The sequence below is a fragment of the Edaphobacter modestus genome, from assembly GCF_004217555.1.
GTDB lineage: Bacteria > Acidobacteriota > Terriglobia > Terriglobales > Acidobacteriaceae > Edaphobacter > Edaphobacter modestus.
The window spans coordinates 33482-52264 of record NZ_SHKW01000003.1 but is presented as its reverse complement, the minus strand read 5'-3'; the positions used below and the strand labels follow the sequence as shown (position 1 = coordinate 52264).

The 18783-nt window shown below is 55.1% G+C and carries 13 protein-coding genes; 9 read left to right on the top strand and 4 right to left on the bottom strand.

Annotated elements, in window-relative coordinates; translation table 11 throughout:
- The first annotated feature begins 307 nt into the window (after window positions 1–307).
- Complete coding sequence (locus BDD14_RS28150; RefSeq protein ID WP_130424418.1) at window positions 308–526, top strand: DNA-directed RNA polymerase subunit omega; 219 nt, start codon at window positions 308–310, stop codon at window positions 524–526.
- Window positions 527–647: 121 nt separating this feature from the next.
- Here the strand turns inward: BDD14_RS28150 and BDD14_RS28145 are convergent, their stop codons facing one another.
- On the bottom strand, window positions 648–1976 hold the full coding sequence (locus tag BDD14_RS28145; protein WP_242618350.1) for a sigma 54-interacting transcriptional regulator: 1329 nt from the start codon (window positions 1974–1976) through the stop codon (window positions 648–650).
- Between the two features lie 676 nt (window positions 1977–2652).
- On the bottom strand, window positions 2653–8688 hold the full coding sequence (locus BDD14_RS28140) for a sigma 54-interacting transcriptional regulator (RefSeq protein ID WP_130424416.1): 6036 nt from the start codon (window positions 8686–8688) through the stop codon (window positions 2653–2655).
- Window positions 8689–9385: 697 nt separating this feature from the next.
- Here BDD14_RS28140 and BDD14_RS28135 point away from each other — a divergent pair.
- The 7 genes from BDD14_RS28135 to BDD14_RS28105 all read left to right on the top strand — a co-directional run bounded on the left by BDD14_RS28135 (window position 9386) and on the right by BDD14_RS28105 (window position 16178).
- Window positions 9386–10099, top strand: a complete 714-nt coding sequence (locus BDD14_RS28135; RefSeq protein ID WP_207231918.1) for a hydrolase — start codon at window positions 9386–9388, stop codon at window positions 10097–10099.
- Between the two features lie 66 nt (window positions 10100–10165).
- A complete protein-coding gene (locus BDD14_RS28130; RefSeq protein WP_130424414.1) occupies window positions 10166–12001 on the top strand; it encodes an amidohydrolase in 1836 nt (611 codons plus the stop codon).
- Between the two features lie 43 nt (window positions 12002–12044).
- Complete coding sequence (locus BDD14_RS28125) at window positions 12045–12848, top strand: MIP/aquaporin family protein (RefSeq protein WP_165420362.1); 804 nt, start codon at window positions 12045–12047, stop codon at window positions 12846–12848.
- A gap of 30 nt (window positions 12849–12878) precedes the next feature.
- Entirely contained in the window at window positions 12879–13811 is a 933-nt protein-coding gene (locus BDD14_RS28120; protein WP_130424410.1) for a VOC family protein, read from the top strand.
- 73 nt (window positions 13812–13884) lie between these two features.
- Entirely contained in the window at window positions 13885–15300 is a 1416-nt protein-coding gene (locus BDD14_RS28115; RefSeq protein ID WP_130424408.1) for an alginate export family protein, read from the top strand.
- Between the two features lie 84 nt (window positions 15301–15384).
- Window positions 15385–15555: a PAS domain-containing protein gene (locus BDD14_RS33905; protein ID WP_341273336.1), complete on the top strand. Its 171-nt coding sequence runs from the start codon at window positions 15385–15387 to the stop codon at window positions 15553–15555.
- Between the two features lie 410 nt (window positions 15556–15965).
- Window positions 15966–16178: a single stranded DNA-binding domain-containing protein gene (locus BDD14_RS28105; RefSeq protein WP_130424406.1), complete on the top strand. Its 213-nt coding sequence runs from the start codon at window positions 15966–15968 to the stop codon at window positions 16176–16178.
- A gap of 66 nt (window positions 16179–16244) precedes the next feature.
- Here the strand turns inward: BDD14_RS28105 and BDD14_RS28100 are convergent, their stop codons facing one another.
- Together BDD14_RS28100 and BDD14_RS28095 are read right to left on the bottom strand one after the other, a co-directional pair.
- Window positions 16245–16487, bottom strand: a complete 243-nt coding sequence (locus BDD14_RS28100; RefSeq protein WP_130424404.1) for a hypothetical protein — start codon at window positions 16485–16487, stop codon at window positions 16245–16247.
- Window positions 16468–17244 carry a hypothetical protein gene (locus tag BDD14_RS28095; protein ID WP_130424402.1) on the bottom strand — a complete coding sequence of 259 codons (777 nt, stop codon included), beginning with the start codon at window positions 17242–17244 and terminating at the stop codon, window positions 16468–16470. Before BDD14_RS28095 ends, BDD14_RS28100 begins: the two co-directional genes overlap by 20 nt.
- A 557-nt stretch (window positions 17245–17801) precedes the next feature.
- On the opposite strand from BDD14_RS28095, the gene BDD14_RS28090 reads away from it, so the two are divergent.
- Entirely contained in the window at window positions 17802–18737 is a 936-nt protein-coding gene (locus BDD14_RS28090) for a LysR family transcriptional regulator (RefSeq protein ID WP_165420361.1), read from the top strand.
- Window positions 18738–18783 lie beyond the last annotated feature (46 nt).

Here is an 18783-nt window from a genome sequence, read left to right as displayed (position 1 = left end):
CTCAATATCGATGTACCGCTTGCAAGTCCGATGAGCTAACCACACCAACTTTAAGACTTCTTCCACAGCATTGTTGTGAATGACCGGTTCGTTGGACATATGTCAAGTAGATATAGGGTGCCAGCATATGCAAGCACGATTGCTCACCATTCAAGGGAATCTTCCAGGGTGACGAGTCATGTGCATTAGCGAGCACGTCTGTACATTTTCATAGGTAACACGTTGGGACTTACGCGACCTTTGGCATTTTGAATGCTCATGAACGTATGAAGAGCAAGATAAGCCTTCAATATCTGAGGAGAATGCGATGCGTTCCTATCTGGTCTTTGGCGCGCTGGCGAATGTTTCGAACCGCTATCTATTGACCATGCTTGCCGCGAAGGCGATCCGCAAGTTTCACAGACCGAATTCCCGTATACAGGAGACTGCGAATGAAGTATTGGCTCGCTTTAGTTGGGCGAACCCAATGGGACGTCCGCAATGCGTCCGGCAGCCGCGTGTCCCGGCGCTGCGTAAAGCAAGTTGATAGCGCCTTCATCGCCCAGAGATCCCCGCAGTCGATTTATGCATCCGCTGTGGGCTCGATTTCTTCCGATTGTCTTGCCACAGAAAAGAGAAAACACTGCGTGCGGAAGTTTAGATGGTTGTTAGAACTTGATGCCAAGCCTCTTCATTCTATTTCGAAGAGTTGATGGTGGCAGTCCCAAAAGGTCTGCGGCACCGCCCTTGCCTGCGATCAATCCGTTCGTCATCACCAAAACTTCCGAGATATATTCTCTTTCGGCTTCTGCAAGCGTGCACACTCTCCCAGTGTCAGAGTGTGGCTCTGAGCATTCTAAATGTGCGGCCTTCTGAGAGTCTCCATTCAACTCGGGGTCCACAAGAATGGGGTCTTCTGAGATCAGGATCGATGCTAATGAAATGCCGAGCCGTTTCATCTTGTGGATCAATGCCGTTCTGGGCAGGCCCAATCGGGCAGCGGCGCCATTCCTACCTCCGATCACTCCTTCCGTCTGTTGAAGAGTCTGCAGGATGTGTGAATGCTCCACCTGTTCCAGCGTTACTGGCGTGAATGACTCTGACCTTTTCGAGTTCTTCGGTGTCCTGTAGATGATTTCGGGCGGGGGGCCAGTGAGCACAGCGTCCGTCGACAAAATTACTGAACGTTCAATGAAGTTTTGCAGTTCCCGGACGTTGCCTGGCCAGGAATGCTCTTCAAGAGCCGCCATGAATTCGTCGGAAATAGCCGTGATGGTCTTGTGGTTCTTCGCAGCATAATTCCTGGCAAAGTGATGGACCAATAAACGAATATCTTCGCAGCGATCGCGCAGCGACGGTATGTGAATGGGGAACACGCTTAGACGATAAAAGAGATCGGCGCGGAATTGGCGCTCGTCAACCATCTCAAGCAGATTGCGATGTGTGGCGCTGATCACGCGCACGTCAGTATGAATTGTTGCGGTACCGCCTAAACGTTCGAACTGCCTCTCCTGCATGACACGAAGAAGCTTTGGTTGCAACTCGAGTGGAAGGTCGCCGATCTCATCCAGGAACAAAGTGCCTTGGTTAGCCCGTTCGAACCTTCCAATCCCGCGCGCTATCGCCCCTGTGTAGGCACCACGCTCGTGGCCGAATAACTCACTTTCGAGCAATCCCGCGGGAATTGCTGCACAACTGACCTTCACAAACGGTCCGTTCGAACGGTCGCTGCACTTGTGAATGGCCTCCGCAATCAGTTCCTTGCCAGTTCCTGTTTCCCCGTTGATCAGGATCGTGGCGTCGGTAGGAGCTACAACCCGCACCATGGCGAGTACGCGGCGGAGGGCCCCGCTGTCACCGACGATCTTAAGTAATTCGCTTTCCCGAAGTTCATTGTTGTCTATCGAGATTCTCGCGGACGCCCCATCGTCGATTTGAAACAATGGAGTACCGTTGACTGCGGACTCTTCACGAGCCCAGCTTGATAGTGCCGCCATGCTGCACTCCTTTTCCGACTCCCACTAAGCGGTCGACACCGATCAAGACCCAGCCTAGTTACCTTCTGAACGTTGCCTCGTGATCCACTCACGGATATATCCCGGGCAATTCATCAATGTGACACCGTCCGATTCGCAGCGTTCGAGAAAGGCGATGGCATCCTGCCCTACTAAAGTCAGATCCCTCAAGTCGAGAACGATACTGCGTCCATTGGGCTCCGACCTAATGAGTTGGTCTAACTCGGCGGTATGCTCCTCGTCTATTCGGCCACTTAGTGTAAAGACCACTTGCCCGTTTGAAGACCTCTGAATTCTCAGCATCTGTCCTTTTCCTAGGTACCAGAATCTAACTCCTAGCTTAAGCAACTTCGCCTGGCATGAAGTCGAACTGCCTCGTGAAATGCGGAGCAATGGGACGGCACAAAGTGGAGGTCGGCATAAAATGCTCACCGTCATCCCTCAACTTTCCTTCTGTCAAGCCTCCTTTCCTGGCGCAGCTTATTGCTGTTACTGCTTTCTGCAAGTGAGAGAAGCAATTAGCGTTCCAGATATAAAGTCTTGTAAATAAAAGGTTTAATGGCGAGAGAAATCATGAAATTTCGTGACATCGCGAAATTTCATGATTGCCCGCTCGAGGTTTGGTGGAAATGTAGCTTTGGAGTGGCTTGCTGGAGGGTTATGTTTCTTTGAAACGATTCTTGCTGATCTTTAGCAATTTGATCTTCGAAGCCAGGGTCGATCCTGGGATAGCCAGTTTGGCGGCTGCTCCTGAGGGTCCGTAGACTCGCCCTCCGCTCTGGCGTAGGGCAGTCTCAATCATATCTTTCTCTTGGGTCGCAAGGACTTGAGATAGTTCCAACGAATTGGCTGGCTCGCTTCCAACAGATTGTCGCGACAGCCAACTCTCGTCGACCAAAAAATTCGACGTATCGCAGACGATGACAGACCGTTCAATGACATTCTGCAATTCGCGTATGTTGCCCGGCCACTGATACGACCGAAGCAGATCGAGGCTCTTTTTGTTCACCGATTGAAAGCTCTTCCCTGCCTTCCTCGCATAACGATCAATGAAGTATTCGACCAACAGAGGAATATCTCCTTGTCTTTCACGCAAGGAAGGCATCTCAATCGGAAATACGTTGAGCCGATAAAACAGGTCTCTTCTGAACGTGCCGGAAGCTACGGCAGCATCCAGGTCACGGTTCGTAGCAGCGATCACCCGAACATCGGCTTGGATAGATCCAGTTCCGCCGACACGCTCGAACTCGCGCTCCTGGAGAACACGCAAAAGGGCGATTTGGGTCTCGGCAGGAAGCTCTCCGACCTCGTCGAGGAAGATTGTGCCTCCGTGGGCCAACTCAAAACGGCCTACCCGTCGCTGGGTTGCTCCTGTAAAGGCACCTTTCTCATGGCCAAACAATTCCGAAGCGATCAAGTCGCGTGGAATTGCCGCACAGTTCACACTCACAAAGGCACGTGAGACCCGCCGAGAACGCCTATGAATGGCGCGGGCAACAAGTTCTTTCCCCGTCCCAGTCTCTCCCGTGATCAGAACGCTTGAATCCGAGGGAGCGACTTTGGATACACGGCTAAGCACCGTTTGCAGAACCGGTGAGGTTCCGACGATCTCTTCGAACATCGATGCTTTGTCGATTTCCTCACGTAACGCAACGTTCTCGTTACGGAGTCTCTGTTCGGTCTCTTTGCGATCCTCGATGTCGCTCCCTGCGGCATGCCACCGTGTGATGCGCCCCTGTTCATTCACCATTGGATTAAATCGGAAAAGAAACCAGCGAAATTGGTTGTCTCTTCTCCTTAATCGCAATTCGATCTCGAACGGGGATCCTATATTGAATTTGTTGGGAACTTCGCTCGCATAGCGTTCCGCGTCCCGTGGATGAAGCAACCTGTATACATCAGCCATCTGCCACTCCTCAAGAGTGAGGCCGTAATAATCGAGTGCTGCCTGGTTGCTGAAGAGCCGACTTCCATTGGGCCCGAATTCGGCGAGGTGCTGTGGCGAGAGATCAAGGCGCTGTCGGAGTTCCCGTTCGCTTTGCCGGATCTTCTCGTCTGCGAGCGCGCGCTCGGTGACATCCGTCACAGCTCCTACAAACTCGAGGGTGTCTGCAGTGATTTTCAATGCGCGAGCCAAAACATGCACATGTTTGACTCTGCCATTCGGCATGAGCAAGCGATGCTCAAGATCAAAGTCTGCGCTTTCTTTAACCGCGCGATCAAGAGTCTGCTGCACGCGAACTCGGTCGTCTGGGTGTACTCGCTGGAACACCGACTCTACGGTCGGCTTAGTTTCTCGATCATATTCGAGGATGTTGTAGGTTTCTTCCGACCAGTAGATATTTTCGCTGGGTAGGACCCAGCCAAAGCTGCCAGTGCGGCTTATACTCTGTGCTTCAGCCAGAAAGGCTTCCTTGCGTTGCAGGTCAGAATAGAGGTTGGCATTCTCCAGCGAGATTGCGGCTTGCGAGGCCAGCAGTTCCAGCACGGCGACCCGGTCCGACGTGAAGGCGCGCGGAGTTAGATTGTTCTCGAGAAAAAGTGCTCCGACCAGCTTCGTCTGCTTGACGACCGGCAAGCATAGGACTGATCTGGGGCGCCTCAGCTGGATATACTCATCCTCTGAATACAAATTCCTTACCGACGCGTCATCAAGGACCACTCGCTCCCGGGTCCGGATCACATAGTTAAGCACGGATTCAGGGAGATCACGAGATGTGATAGCTCTGTGTCGAACGGTAGCCTTTACGATGCCATGCACGGTAGCAGCCTCCGCCTCGATTATTGGCTCGTCGGCCCGAAGCAGGATCAGCAAACATCGCTCGGCCCCTGCATGCTCCAGCGCGGTTCGCATGAGGTTTTCGATCAGCTTGCTGAGAACAATCTCGCTCGAGAGTGCCTGCGACGCCTTGACGACAGTCTCGACGTCCAACTGCGCGACCCGCACACCGATGGTAGCGGCGAGAGAAGCAGAACCTCGCGGATCGTGCAAGTGCGGGTAGCGTGCATCGAGTTGCTTCACCTTACCGACCGCGCCCCAGCGGTCGTAGCAGTTCCGCGCGTTACAGAGATACGCGTGGGCGATCGTCTCGAAGCTGCGCGCTGAGTAGAACTGCGCGGCCACCTCGTAGGCCAAGCCCTCGTTCTGGATGAAGCCGTGATCACGGGCCACGCGAATAGCCTGTTCATACAGACGCATGGCATCGGGGTCCCGCTTTTCGAGACGGGCGATTTCAGCGGACACCAGAGCGTACTTATCGGCGAAGGTCGGCGGATAGTTTTCGGCCCACTCGCCCAGCTGTTCGAGGTGAGCCGTGAGGAGTTCCCGCCATGCATTCTGCAGATCGACCGACGCGTTCTCGTAGCATGCCGCGATCGTTAGCGCAGCATAATAGAAGTAGTCGAGCAACGTAATCTGTGCGGCAGCCGCCAAAAGAAGCGGCTTCACTCTGTCGGATGCCGCAAGAGCCTCGGTGTAGTCGCCCGACAGGAACCGCGCCTTCAATTTCAGGATCCAATACCAGGCGATCATTAAGGGCATACGGTCCGCCGTCAGTTGCGCTTCGAATGTTGCCTCGTCGAACTGCGCGTCACTGAAGGTGGAGAAGGTCGTGGTCCGGCCCAGCATAGTGGCGATGAAGCGTTGGTGGTTCACGATGATGTCTGCCGCGTCGCCGTAATTGGCTTTCCGGGCGAGGTCCAACGCTATCTCCGATTCGCGCCACACCGCATCGAGAGGAGCGTTCTGCAGCAAAAGGCCTGTGACGGATTGGATCATGCCGTAGCAAGCAAACGTTAGATCGCCCATCTCAATCGCGCCGCGAAAAGTCATTCTCGCGAAATCAATCGCGGACGCGCTAGGTTGCGTCCAGAAGGCAACGGTTCCCAGCGCGAAGCCAATCTTTGCCTGGTAAGCGACAAAGCCGTGCTTGTTGACAAGGTCGTAGGCCAACTTCGCAAAACGGTGGGCGTCGTGGTAACGGTGAAAGGCCCCTGCGATGACAACCCCCCAATAGGCAAATGCGTGCGCGGAAGCATCGCTCGTTCCGTGCTGTATGCCGGTCTTCACCATGCGGCACAGCTGGATACACCATAAACCGAAGTCGGTAAAATAAGCGGGGGCAGTCATGACCGAGAACAGCAGCATGACGGCCTTCATTTTCGGATCGGTCATCAGCGGTAGATCGATCAGACTTTCGATCGGGCGTCCATCGAGGATTTGCCAGAACGTCTCGTATTCGACTTCGACCTCTTCCCAACTCGGGTGTGCGGGGATGTCGATGCCGAACAAGCGGAGGCCAGTGAGCGCATCGGTCACAGCTTGCTGGTTTTCTGACTTTGTTATGTGATATCGGACCTTCAGGCAGTAGACAGCCGCCTGATCGACTTTTGGCATATCACGCTGTAACAACTCATCAATCAGTTGTTCGGCTTTTTCGAAGTTCCCACTCAGCAACTCGCACTCCGCGCGTTCTATCCAGAGGCTGAACGTGAATTCGTAGTGGCTTGCCCAGTCTCTTTCATCGAGCAGATCCGTCCCAGAGGCAAGATAGACGCAGGCCGATTTGTGAGCCGCCGCCGTCTTCGCCTTACGTCCGGCACTCAGATCGATCGTTGCCACAAGAACTTTCTCGTCGGGATCGACCAGCTTCAGTGCGCCCCTATTGAGCTGATTCGCGACATCGAACAGATGCTCAGCGAGCTTATCCGCCGTCATGCCCGCCAGCAGGGTGCGACCGATCTGTAGGTGAATGCCGGCACGCGAATTCTCTGGAATCAGCGAATATGCCGCCTCCTGGATACGGTCGTGCAGGAATTGGTAGGCATGCTCATGGCGGAAAATGAGTCCGGCGTGGACGGCCTCCGAGAGAGCATCGTGCAACTCATCCTCGGACTTCCCTTGAGCTATCGTCAGAGTGGCGACCTCAGCGACATTCCCCAGGCAGGCGAAGTGCTTCAACGCCTCTTGGGTGGTAGTCGAGAGCCTCTTGAGCTTCTCGGCCATAAGATCCACCACGTTGTCCGTGTACTTCATGGCGCGGATACCGTCGATGTCCGATTGCCAAGCTTGCGCGACTGGGTCGAACGAAAGGAGTCCCTCGTCTGCCAGAGCTGTCAAGAACTGGATAGCAAAGAGTGGATTGCCTCCGGTTTTCTCGTGTACAAGTTGCGCTAAGGAGCGCGCGCGTTCAGGCGCGCAATGCAAGGCATCGGCGACAAGCGAGTCCATATCGTCGATCCCAAGAGGCGCGAGCATGATCTCCTGCACTCTTACATTGGCATTGCGCATGGATTCCAGTGTTCGCGTAAGCGGGTGAGGCGGACTAACTTCGTTGTCACGATAGGCACCCACCAGCATCAGGTGCCGTATATCCGCATCGGTAGTCAGCCGTTCAAGCAGCTCCAGAGTCGCCGTATCCAGCCATTGCAGATCGTCGAGAAACAGAACCAGCGGGTGCTCCGGCCTGGCGAACACACTGAGGAAGCGCCGAAACACCAACTGGAAGCGGTTCTGTGCATCCTGTGGCGGCAGGTCGGGAACGGGCGACTGCTTTCCGATAAGGACTTCTACTTCAGGGATCAGGTTGACGATCAGCTGGCCGTTCGAGCCTACCGCCTCTGCGATCGCAGAGCGCCACTTGCTCACCTGCTCTTCACTTTTTACGAGGATCTGACGGACCAGCGTCTGGACCGCCTGTGCCAAAGTCGCATATGGAATGTCGCGCTTATACTGGTCGAATTTGCCGGACGCAAAGAGGCCACGTGGCGGAACAAGCGCCTTGTGCAGTTCGTTCACCACGGAAGACTTGCCGACACCGGAATAACCGGATACGAGCACCAGCTCCGGAGCACCGTGAGTGACGACCCGGTCGAACGTAGTGAGCAAAGTGTCGATCTCGCGCTCACGACCATACAACTTCTTTGGGATCAGCAACCGGTCCGACGCGTCGTGCGTCCCGAGGGGGAATGGATCAATGCGACCATGCGACTGCCACTCCGCCAGGCACTGGCGAAGGTCGCTCTCCACGCCGGAGGCGGTCTGATAGCGCTCCTCAGCGTTCTTGGCGAGAAGCTTCATGATGAGAGAAGACAACAGCTCCGGGACTGCAGCGCGATCTCGTGGCGGAGTCGGTTGGCGCGCAATGTGACAGTGGATCCATTCCAAGGCGTCCGTGGCAGCAAATGGCAGCTCGCCTGTGAGCATCTGGTACAGGGTGATACCCAAAGAGTAGAGATCGCTGCGGGTGTCAATCGAACGATTCATGCGGCCGGTCTGTTCGGGCGCCATATAGGCAAGAGTTCCGGCAATGATCTCCGGCGGCGCGGGTGCCTGCTGCTCGTAAGGTTGTTGAGACGCAATCCTGAAGCCAGTAAGCCATACGTTTCCGGCTTCGCCGACGAGAACATTCGCAGGTTTAATGTCCTTATGGATGAGGCCGTTCCGGTGCATTGCACCGAGTGCTGTTGCTATGCCAATGGCAATTTGCAGGCAGTAAGTCAGATCGAGTCGCTGGCCGCTGGTCCGCTCAAGAATCCGATCCAGGGATTCACCACCTGGATCCTTGAATACAAGGACGGTCTGTCCGTCGTGACGAGCGATCGCCAAAGGTTGGGCTGACCTGCCGAAGTCAGGTTCGGCTGCTTGCCAGCCTTCTCGGAAGGACTCCAGCAAGTATTCAGAAGGCTTTGCCATGGAGGCTCCTCGTCATTGCGGCCAGACGGCCTGGAATATTCACTTTTGACGAGTGGCAAGGAGGAGCTCAGCATGTTCCGTGCGCGCAACGCTCCGCATCCAACACCTTGCGCTATAAGATTCCGGCTTCCAGTCTACTCAAGCTGTAGATGAGATGAACGTTCTCGCTCGTCATCTATATCAATATAGCACTGCATGGTGCGCCTTTTGTTCCATCTCAAATGCCAGTGACGAGCCTATATTTGCTCCGCAGTCGGCGTTCATGGAGCCGCTGATGCTGCGAATGCAAGCCAGTTTGGCTCAGTCGAATGTATGTGCATGAACCGAAGACGTCGACTTTGCGCGCAAATTCCGCTCGAGAAGAATGGACTGTCTGGAGCGGGAGCGCTTGAGCTGGTCTTACACGTGAGCGGACGCCGTATTTGGTGACCGCATTTTGCGTCGAGGTCACATTTGACGTTCTGTTAGATGGCCTAGCGTTCATCCGAGCTCTACAAACCCCGTTTGGATTTACGGATATGGATCGTCCTCCACCTCGCGAAAGATATGGCGAAGGAATTGCTTCGTAAGTGCTGTCGAGCAGACTCTGTTCTCTCTTCTCGGCTCGAAAAGGCACCAAAAAATGACGGGCTTCCATCGGCCACCGATCAGCCCGAGGCAAACGAGATTTTTCAAACGCAACTATAGCAACGGAGGAATGAATATGGGTCAAAACAACGGAACATCGAAGCGTAGCGAAAAAGGACTTCTCACACCAGACAACTGCGTCGTGGTGCTGATCGATCACCAACCGCAAATGATGTTCGGAACGAGTAACTTTGATCGCCAGTCGATCATTAACTGTACTGTCGCGTTAGGAAAAGCAGCGCGAGTATTCGACGTGCCGGTGGTGCTGACGACGGTCGAGTCGAAGGGCTTCAGCGGGAACCTGTGGCCACAGATCCGAGCCGTATTCCCGGGCCAGGAACCGATCGAGCGTTCGTCCATGAATGCCTGGGACGACAAGAACTTCGTTGCCGCAATCGAGAAGACAGGGCGCAAGAAGATTGTGCTGGCCGGGCTATGGACGGAGACTTGTGTGGCTCTTCCAACCGTGCAGGCGATTCACGATGGCTACGAGGTTTACGTAGTCGAAGACTGCTGCGGCGACGTGAGCCAACTCGCACACGACAATGCGATGCGTCGTGTCTTCCAGGCGGGAGCAAAACCGCTGACGGCCCTTTCTGTGACCCTGGAATGGCAGCGCGACTGGGCAAACAAGGATACGTACGACGCCGTAATGGACCTCGCGAAGACTCACTATGGCGCTTATGGCATCGGCGTCGAATATGCCTACACGATGGTTCACGGCGCTCCCGCTACGAAGTTTCCAGAATATGTGGTCCCCACGGCGGAACTCGCACACAAATAGGGCTTGTGGAGGGCAGGGGGACCCCTGCCCTCTGAACAATAGCGCTTTGCTACTAAGGAGAACTCTATGGCAGTTGACACAATACTTCACAACGCGAAGATCGCGACAAATCGAGTGCCAGCGTTTGTCGAAGCGGTTGCCATCACCGCCGGAATAATCAGCGCCACCGGAACAGACGAGGAGATTCTTCGGCTGCGCGGCCCAATGACGACAGTCATTGATGGAAACCGGAGAACAGTCATCCCCGGTCTCAACGACTCCCATATGCATCCGATCCGCGGTGGGCTCCATTTCAACCTGGAGTTGCGTTGGGATGGGGTGCCATCGCTCGCCGATGCGCTGCGAATGCTTAAGGAGCAAGCGGCTCGAACACCTGCGCCTCAGTGGGTGCGGGTTGTCGGCGGGTGGACGGAGTTTCAGTTTGCCGAGCGTCGCATGCCGACACTGGACGAAATAAACTCTGTGTCCCCGGACACCCCTGTTTTCGTCATGCACTTGTACGACCGCGTAATGCTCAACCGGGCAGCGTTGCGCGCAGTAGGCTACACAAAAGACACCCCGAATCCTCCCGGTGGCGAGATTCAGCGCGACAAGCAGGGTAATCCCACGGGTCTTCTGTTGGCGAAACCGAACGCAAATATTCTCTACTCGACCCTGGCGAAAGGGCCCAGACTGTCGCGGGGAGACCAGCTCAACTCGTCGCGTCTCTTTTTCAGAGAATTGAATCGTTTCGGCATCACCAGCGCAATCGATGCGGGTGGTGGTTTTCAGAACTACCCTGACGATTATGGAGTTGTGAACGAACTCCATAAGAATGGTGAACTTTCAATTCGCCTGGCCTACAACCTTTTCACTCAGAAACCAAAGAAGGAGCTTGACGACTTCCAAAATTGGACGAAGATGACCAAGCCTGGCGAAGGCGATGACTTCTATCGCATGAACGGTGCAGGAGAGATGCTGGTCTTCTCTGCCGCCGACTTCGAAGACTTCCTTCAACCTCGGCCGGACATGGCGCCTGTCATGGAGAGCGAGTTGAAGGCGGTGATTCATCACCTTGCGGAAAACCGATGGCCGTTCCGCATGCACGCCACATACGACGAAACAATCTCGCGGGCCTTGAATGTCTACGAAGAGGTCAACCGCGAGATTCCGTTTGACGGACTGCACTGGTTTTTTGATCACTGCGAGACGATCTCCGACCGGAATATTGAGCGAATCAAATCACTTGGTGGTGGTATTGCCGTTCAGAACAGGATGGCCTTTCAGGGCGAATATTTTGTCGAGCGTTATGGCGCGCAGCAGGCGAAGCGCACGCCTCCAATCCAAAGGATGTTGGAGATGGGAGTTCCGGTAGGAGCTGGCACAGACGCCACACGCGTCTCGAGCTATAACCCCTTCCTTTCTCTTTACTGGCTGGTGACCGGGAAGACGATCGGCGGGCTGAGCTTATATTCAGACAAAAACCGCTTGGACCGCGCGAAGGCGCTCGAGCTTTATACCGTCGGGAGCAGCTGGTTTTCTACGGAAGACGGCAAGAAAGGATCGCTGGCACAAGGTCAGTTTGCCGACCTGGCGATCCTCTCTTCGGACTACTTCTCCATTCCTGAAGAGGAGATCAAGAACCTGGAGTCGATGCTGACTCTTGTCGATGGCAAGGTAGTCTACGCTACGGGCGAATTCTCAAGCATGGCGCCTCCAGAACTGCCCGTGAGTCCGGACTGGTCCCCTGTCAAGGAATACGGTGGATATGCGCAAAGCAAGGAACAGTTAACCGTCGGGGCTACAGCGAGCCACGCGATGTCGTTGCACGATGGCAAGCATTCCGCCGCTCATAAGACGCACCAATGGATCTTGGGCGACAAAGGACTTTGGAGTCTAGGCTGCGATTGCTTCGCTTTCTAATTCCACGGTTGAAGCCCTTAACTCCAATGGAAAGGATAGGCAATTGGATCAATCTCAAGGACTGCCCAGCAACCAGGAGCGCGTAAGCTTTGCTCGACTGGCGCGAGACAGCGCGTTTGAGCTGATCCTCACCTCTGTTCTGCTTTTCGGCGTGGTCAGTATCGTGAGGTGGGTGATTGGACCGTCGCCCATCTCACGGACGATCCCGGGGATCCATGCGGAGCTCTGGATCGTGGGTGCGGCTGTCGCCTTTTTGCTTGCCGGGTTGATTCTCAGCCCCCCGGGAAGGGCCTCCGGGGGGCACACGAATCCGGCAATCTCGCTGGCCATGTGGCACTTCGGAGTCTTCCCCGGAGCAGGGGTCATTCCCTACGCCATCGCCCAATTACTCGGTTCCGTCTTTGGGGTCGTCGCTGCTCGCAGCGTGTGGGGCAATGTTGTGGCGGAGCCGCCGGTAGTATATGCCGCGCTCCAGCCAGGACCGGGGTGGTCGACCTGGGAACTATTCGCAACCGAGGCCTTCGGCATGGCGGTCATCGTGTTCCTTGTCGGACTCTGCCTCGCGGTACAACGACTGACACCGTTCGTGCCTTGGATCGTCGGCGCTCTGGTGGGGATCGGGATTGCGGTGCTGGGAACAGCGACAGGAGGCAGTCTGAACCCCGCCCGCCAGTTTGGGCCCGCTGTCGTTTCGGGGCAAACGAAATTCCTATGGGTGTACCTGGTGGCTCCATTGGTCGGAGCAGCAGCCGCGGCGTGGCTGAGATCGCTACTTCAGTATCGCCGAAAGGTATTGACCCATAGGCTATGCGGCACAATCGGACATCCGGCAGGAAATCAGATCTAAAATACCGGTCCACAGTAAAAGGAGATTTCAATGCGTATTACCAGATACTTTGCCGTGACCACCGTCGGCGCCCTCCTGATCGTTGGAAGCCCGTGTCTTTCACGGCTGCCAGGAACCACGCTTCCGGTCGTCCACGCTTCAACGTCAACGCCAAACTCGGGCGTGGCGCCGCAATACGACACAACTCACGTCTACGTCTCACCAGAGGATTTCGATCGCTTCGTGGCCAGTCTTCTTGCAACCTTTGGGGGCACGGCCACGAAGCAAGGCGTCTTTACCGTGACACCAACTCCGAGCAGCACGATGTCGCAACTGGTGTTGACACCGGTGGGAACCTTATCGGTGTTCGGTTTCAAGACGCCAGTACCCTATCCATTCGGGGCGGAGCGAACGGGTTATCTGGTGACAGACCTGGATGGAACGACCCGAACTGCGGTCGAAGATGGAGCAGATGTGCTCGTCAGCCCATTTAACGATCCGATCGGACGCGATGTCGTCATCCAATGGCCGGGTGGCGTGAATATGCAACTGTACTGGCATACCACGGCTCCGTCCTACAAGGCGCTCCAGACGATTCCGGAAAACCGGGTCTATGTGTCCACCAACAAAGTGGAGGCGTTTCGTCGGGGCTTCCTGGCCTTCTCTCACGGCAAAGTGATCTCCGACGACCCGCATGCGCCTGGCGTCGAGATCGGACGGCCGAAGGACATCTATCGCAGAATCCGGATCGAATCGAGCTTCGGCAAGTTGACGGTGCTCGTAACGGATGGTCACCTTCCCTATCCCTACGGGCGCGAGACGACCGGCTATGAGGTCGCAAACCTCGCGGATACCCTTGCCAAGGCTAAAGCAGCCGGCGTAGAGATTCTGGTCCCTCCCTACACCATCGACCATCGCGCAGCAGCCTTGGTGCAATTCCCCGGCGGGTATATTGCCGAGGTCCACTCCCCCGTGAGCAATTAGTTCGGCGCTCGCGAAAGATCGACAAAGCCCTCAGCCAGGGTTGAAGAAGTTACTGATTGAAGAAATGAAATCGATGCGAATCTTGCGAATTTTGGTGGCGTTTCTCGTGACCGTGTTGACTGCTCATGCTCAGTCGGATAAGGCCGCAGATCAACCCGTCCCGGATCGCAGTTACCAGCTTCTGCGCAACGACGAGGACTGGACCTTCCTGCGCGATCGCGCTCTCCGGCAAGACTTCTGGGATCCGATTAAGTACGTCCCTTTGCGAAACCACGCGGACGATTGGTATCTCACCGTCGGAGGTGAGGCTCGAGAGGTCTGGGAGCAGATCGGCAACGACAACTGGGGACAGCAGCCCTACATGAACGGATATCTGAACGAACGATACATGCTTTCGTTTGACGCTCACTACGGAAAACATGTGCGCTCGTTCGTTGAGTTCAAGAGTGGCTTGAATTCATACCGCATAGGTGGCCCGCGGCCCATCGATGAAAAGAAGCTCGACTTCCAGGCCGGATTTCTCGAACTTAGCACTTCCAAAGGTACGAACTCCGTCGCACTCCGTGTTGGCAGGCAAGAACTCGAGTACGGCTCCGGGCGTTTGATTGATGTGCGGGAAGGTCCGAATGTTCGGCTGAGCTTTGACGGCTTCATGATCAAAAGTAAGATCGACTCCTGGCAAATCGACGGATTCGCTTTTCGTCCTGATCTGGACAATCCCGGGTTCTTTGACAACGCACCAAATCACGCCGTTGGCTTCTGGGGCGTATACGCCACTCGGCCCTTGCCTCGCAAAATGTCCCTGGACGTCTATTACTTGGGTTTGGACCGCAGGCAGGCGACTTTCGAACGAGGCACGGCTCAGGAGGTGCGCCACACCTTGGGTGCGAGAATTTCGCGCCCCGTTGCAACAGAACGGTCCGGACTGGACTTCGATTACGAAGGCCTCTGGCAGTTCGGCACGTTCGGCTCAGGGAACATCCGGGCATGGACGGTCGCGTCCGAAACGGGCTATCGATTTCCCACGGTTCCACTGAAGCCTCGGTTCAGCACAAAGGCAGACATCTCGAGCGGCGATAATCCAGGTTCAAAAACCTTGGGAACCTTCAATCCCCTATTTCCGAAGGGAAACTACTTTGGAGTCCTGGCCACAACGGGACCCGGTCCGATTAACTTCATCGATGTTCATCCGCATGTCGAAACAACATTGCCGCACAAGCTGACCGCATCGGTCGACTGGATTTTTCAGTGGCGGGAAAATGTCCTGGACGGAGTCTACTCGGTCCCGGGATCTCTGATCCGGCCCGCGGGCAATAGCCAGGCGCGATTTGTCGGACACAGGCCGGGCACGGAGTTGCGATGGCAGGTTGACCGACATCTATGGTTACAAGCTGACTATGGAATCTTTTACGCGGGCAGATTCTTGAAGGAGACGCAACCTGGCCGCAACCTGAACTATTGGGCTCTGTGGGCGGGATATAAGTTTTAGGAAGGAACTCCCCGTGTTCGAGGTAGAAGCAAGCCCTGGACTGAAGTTGAGGTCGAATCGGCCACAGAGTTTCGCGGGGCGATCATGACCATCAGTCTGAAACGTGCGGAAGAAGCCGTGCAACTCGGCGAGGCACGATTTTTACAACTAATCAATGCCTTACCTCATCCCGTCTGGACGTCAGATGACGATGGTAAACTCACCTTTGTAAATCAGAAATGGTTCGAACATCGCTCGTCTCGTCTCCGCCACTAAGTTGACACCGACACGCCACTAGGCGGCTTTATGACTGCTTTCCACGCCGAGAATGATTGGATAGTAGCGAGGGCAAATGAAATTCCATGAGCAGCAACTAGCACCGGATTCCCTGATGTCAAGCGCAAAGGATCGACATCATGATCGAAACATCCTCCCATTACTGTCAGACCTCAGATGAGTCCATATACACCAGAGACGAACGAGAAGAGATATTGGGAAAGTGTCCACAAGTGCGCCAAATGTGGGTATGAGCACAATTTGGCGAAATTAGATCTCCATGAGACCACCACCGGAATAACAAAGTGTCCCAGATGTGAATGGTCCGGCCAGATTGACCTCCAGATCGTCCCAAGGCAACCCCTCGATGAGTAGCGGGAACATCTGTTTTCATTCGTGGCAGCCTCACGTTGAAAGGACGAGCGGCGGATGCGACGGTAGTCTTCAGCATCATTGTGAGCAAGGATTTCTTCGAAAACAATAAGCCCATCGTCAAACGCTGCAAATTCTTCCTGGTCGAAGGAAAGCTCGATGGCGAAGAGAATGTGGTCCACATCCAAGCGAAACGAATCACCCAGCTATCCGGTAGCGGATTGGTCCTGAGTTCGCATGATTTTCACTAACTCTGCAATCGGTTAGCACAGGACAACGAGGAGCATAGTGAGTTCGGATCAACTGCTGTATGCCAGCTACTGATTCCAGCTTTCGGTCGGCTCCCGCCAAATCATCATGTGATTGACGACCTTCTGCCACTCTCGCTCCATCCATTGCTCCGTGGCCCACGCGGCCGGGATCGCAGTCGCCAGCAGGAGTATTGAGCAGAGGATGCTAATAGCAATATCCTTCGTCGTCGTCCGAGGCGCATAGACGCGTGCTCCGCAACAAGGACATGCATCGTTTGCGGCAGTCTCTTCAGTCTTCGGTGGATTCATCCAACTCTTGCAGATCGAGAAGACTCGGCCCAAATTCCTCTTCGTCCTGATCATCTTCCTCCTCCTGGTCTTCGATGGGATCGTTGCCCACCGCAGTCACTGCGGCAAAAGCTGCTCGCTCTCGCTTGTCACGACGAACATCTAGCAGTTGTTCTCCGGTCGTGTGCTTCGGTGAGAAGCAATATTGGAGATAAGCCTCGAAGAGCGCCTGATTGCGAATCCCGCGTCTTAGAAGGTCCTGTCGATGCTCCTTGTAGAGCTTCGTCAGCGCCTCCGGCGTGATGATGTAGAAATGCCGCTTCCCTCGGCAACCGACTGTCGCCTCGAGCCACCCTTGTTCAATCCAGTGGACAACCTCGCTCTTGCGAACGCGAAGAACGGTAGCCAGGCTCTCCACGGAGAAGAGATCGCACCGAATGTCCCGCAGGCTCAGGTGGTTTCTGCGGAGCATGTTGCGAATCGCCTTGGGGGTTCGATTGAGCTTCTTGGCGACCTGCTCCACGGTTCCCTTGACCAATTCCTCACGAACGAGATCCAACTCCGGATCGGTCCATCGTCGGTATTCCGGCTTGTTTTTGATGCCGTACTGGATGACGAACCGCCAACAGGTCTCTTTCGGACGCCCCGTGTGCCGTTGAATGCGAACGACGAGCTGCTCAAGTTTGCTGCCGGAGAGGACCTTCGCCTCAGCAGCCATCTCCTTAGCTTTCATGCTCCAGTCGGGGAAACTCTCGGCGGAATGGGGAAGGGTTGCCATAGAGGTCTACATCGCTGAAACCACCGGCAACAAGGCGGTCAGGAATTGCCGAGAGTTGAAGATTCCCGCAATGGTTGCGGATTTGGAAGGGGTATGACCCACGAAGGCGCGGTGTTCCGACATGAAGGTTCTCCAGCGAGTGCCGGCCGGGAGGCCGAACGATCATGCTGCGACCGAATGCCCTGATCGAACACCGGGGAAAGGCTGATTCTGTGGCAGGCAGACCTTATCGCACTCTATGCAATTACGATTCGCCATTTGCACAGCGAAGTCCAATACAGAATTGAAGGTCTGTTATATCGAAAAGGAATAAGAGTTCTCTCCTGAATCTATCTTTCGCGTCCGAGAACCATTTAACTGCGTCTAAAACACATGGGCATCCGGCGATGGGATGGCCTTTGTCTCTGAGCAAACCGCAGTTTAGATCCGTTGTTTGCCATGTATCGCGCAAGACTTTGTCGAGAATCCCCAGGTTGTTTCACATAGTAATTAGCCCTGACAAAGCAGCCAGTTTCCTCCCATCCCACAAACCGTCGAGCAGCAATAGGAGCGGGGTTATGGCACGCAACGAAACGAAGTATATGGAGTCGGTCATTGTGCTATCGGAAGAACTGAACTTCACTCTGGCGGCACAAAAGATGCACGTCAGCCAACCGGTGATCTCGCGGAATATCGCAGAGCTCGAAGCGAAGCTGGGCGGACGACTCTTCGACCGAGATCGAAAAAAAGTACAACTGAATAAGGCCGGCCGCGCCTATGTCGAAAAGGCCCGCATCGCGCTTCTTTATGGTGACCGAGCGTTCAAGGCGGCCCGCGCCGCGATGCAGGATGCGGACCTCGTCCTTCATGTTGGTAGATCGCCTTATGCCGATCCCTTTCTGTCCTCCACGTTGATTTCCGTTCAACAGGCAAAGTTCCCTCGCATGAGAATCGAACTGTCCAGCCAATACTCGTTCGATTTGGCCCATGAAATCCTCGCCGGAGGACTGGACCTGGGAATCGCGACGGAACCTCCTGAGTCTCCGTTGCTCACAACGGCCAAGATCGGAGAGGCGCCCTTCTATATCGCGATGTCAGAAGAAGATGTGCTGGCGCGACACGCCTCTGTCACTCTCGAGCAGTTGGCAGATCGGTGCTGGATTCTGTTCGAACGCCGGTTACATCCAACGGTCTACGATAACGTGATGACAACGGCTGAGGCCAAAGGGATCGCGCCCCAGAGAATTCAACACGTCACGGCGCCAGAAGAAGCGTTCCCCTGTGTGGCTGAAGGAAGCTGGATCGCCTTCGTCGTGAAGGCGGGCGCGCTTCGCATTGCGCGTGATGGTGTGACTGTCCGCCCACTTGTGGAAGATTCGCTTTCGCTGAAGACTTATCTGATCTCACGATCAGACAATCAATCGAAGGCTGTGAGCGCGCTGGTGAGGTCTTTTATCCGTCAACTCGAGAGCACGCAGGTTGGCAGACAAAGGCCGGTCGCTGTCCCAGCCTGAGATCTCTCTCGGCGACTCCTTACATATCCCAACTGGTGGGAACTTT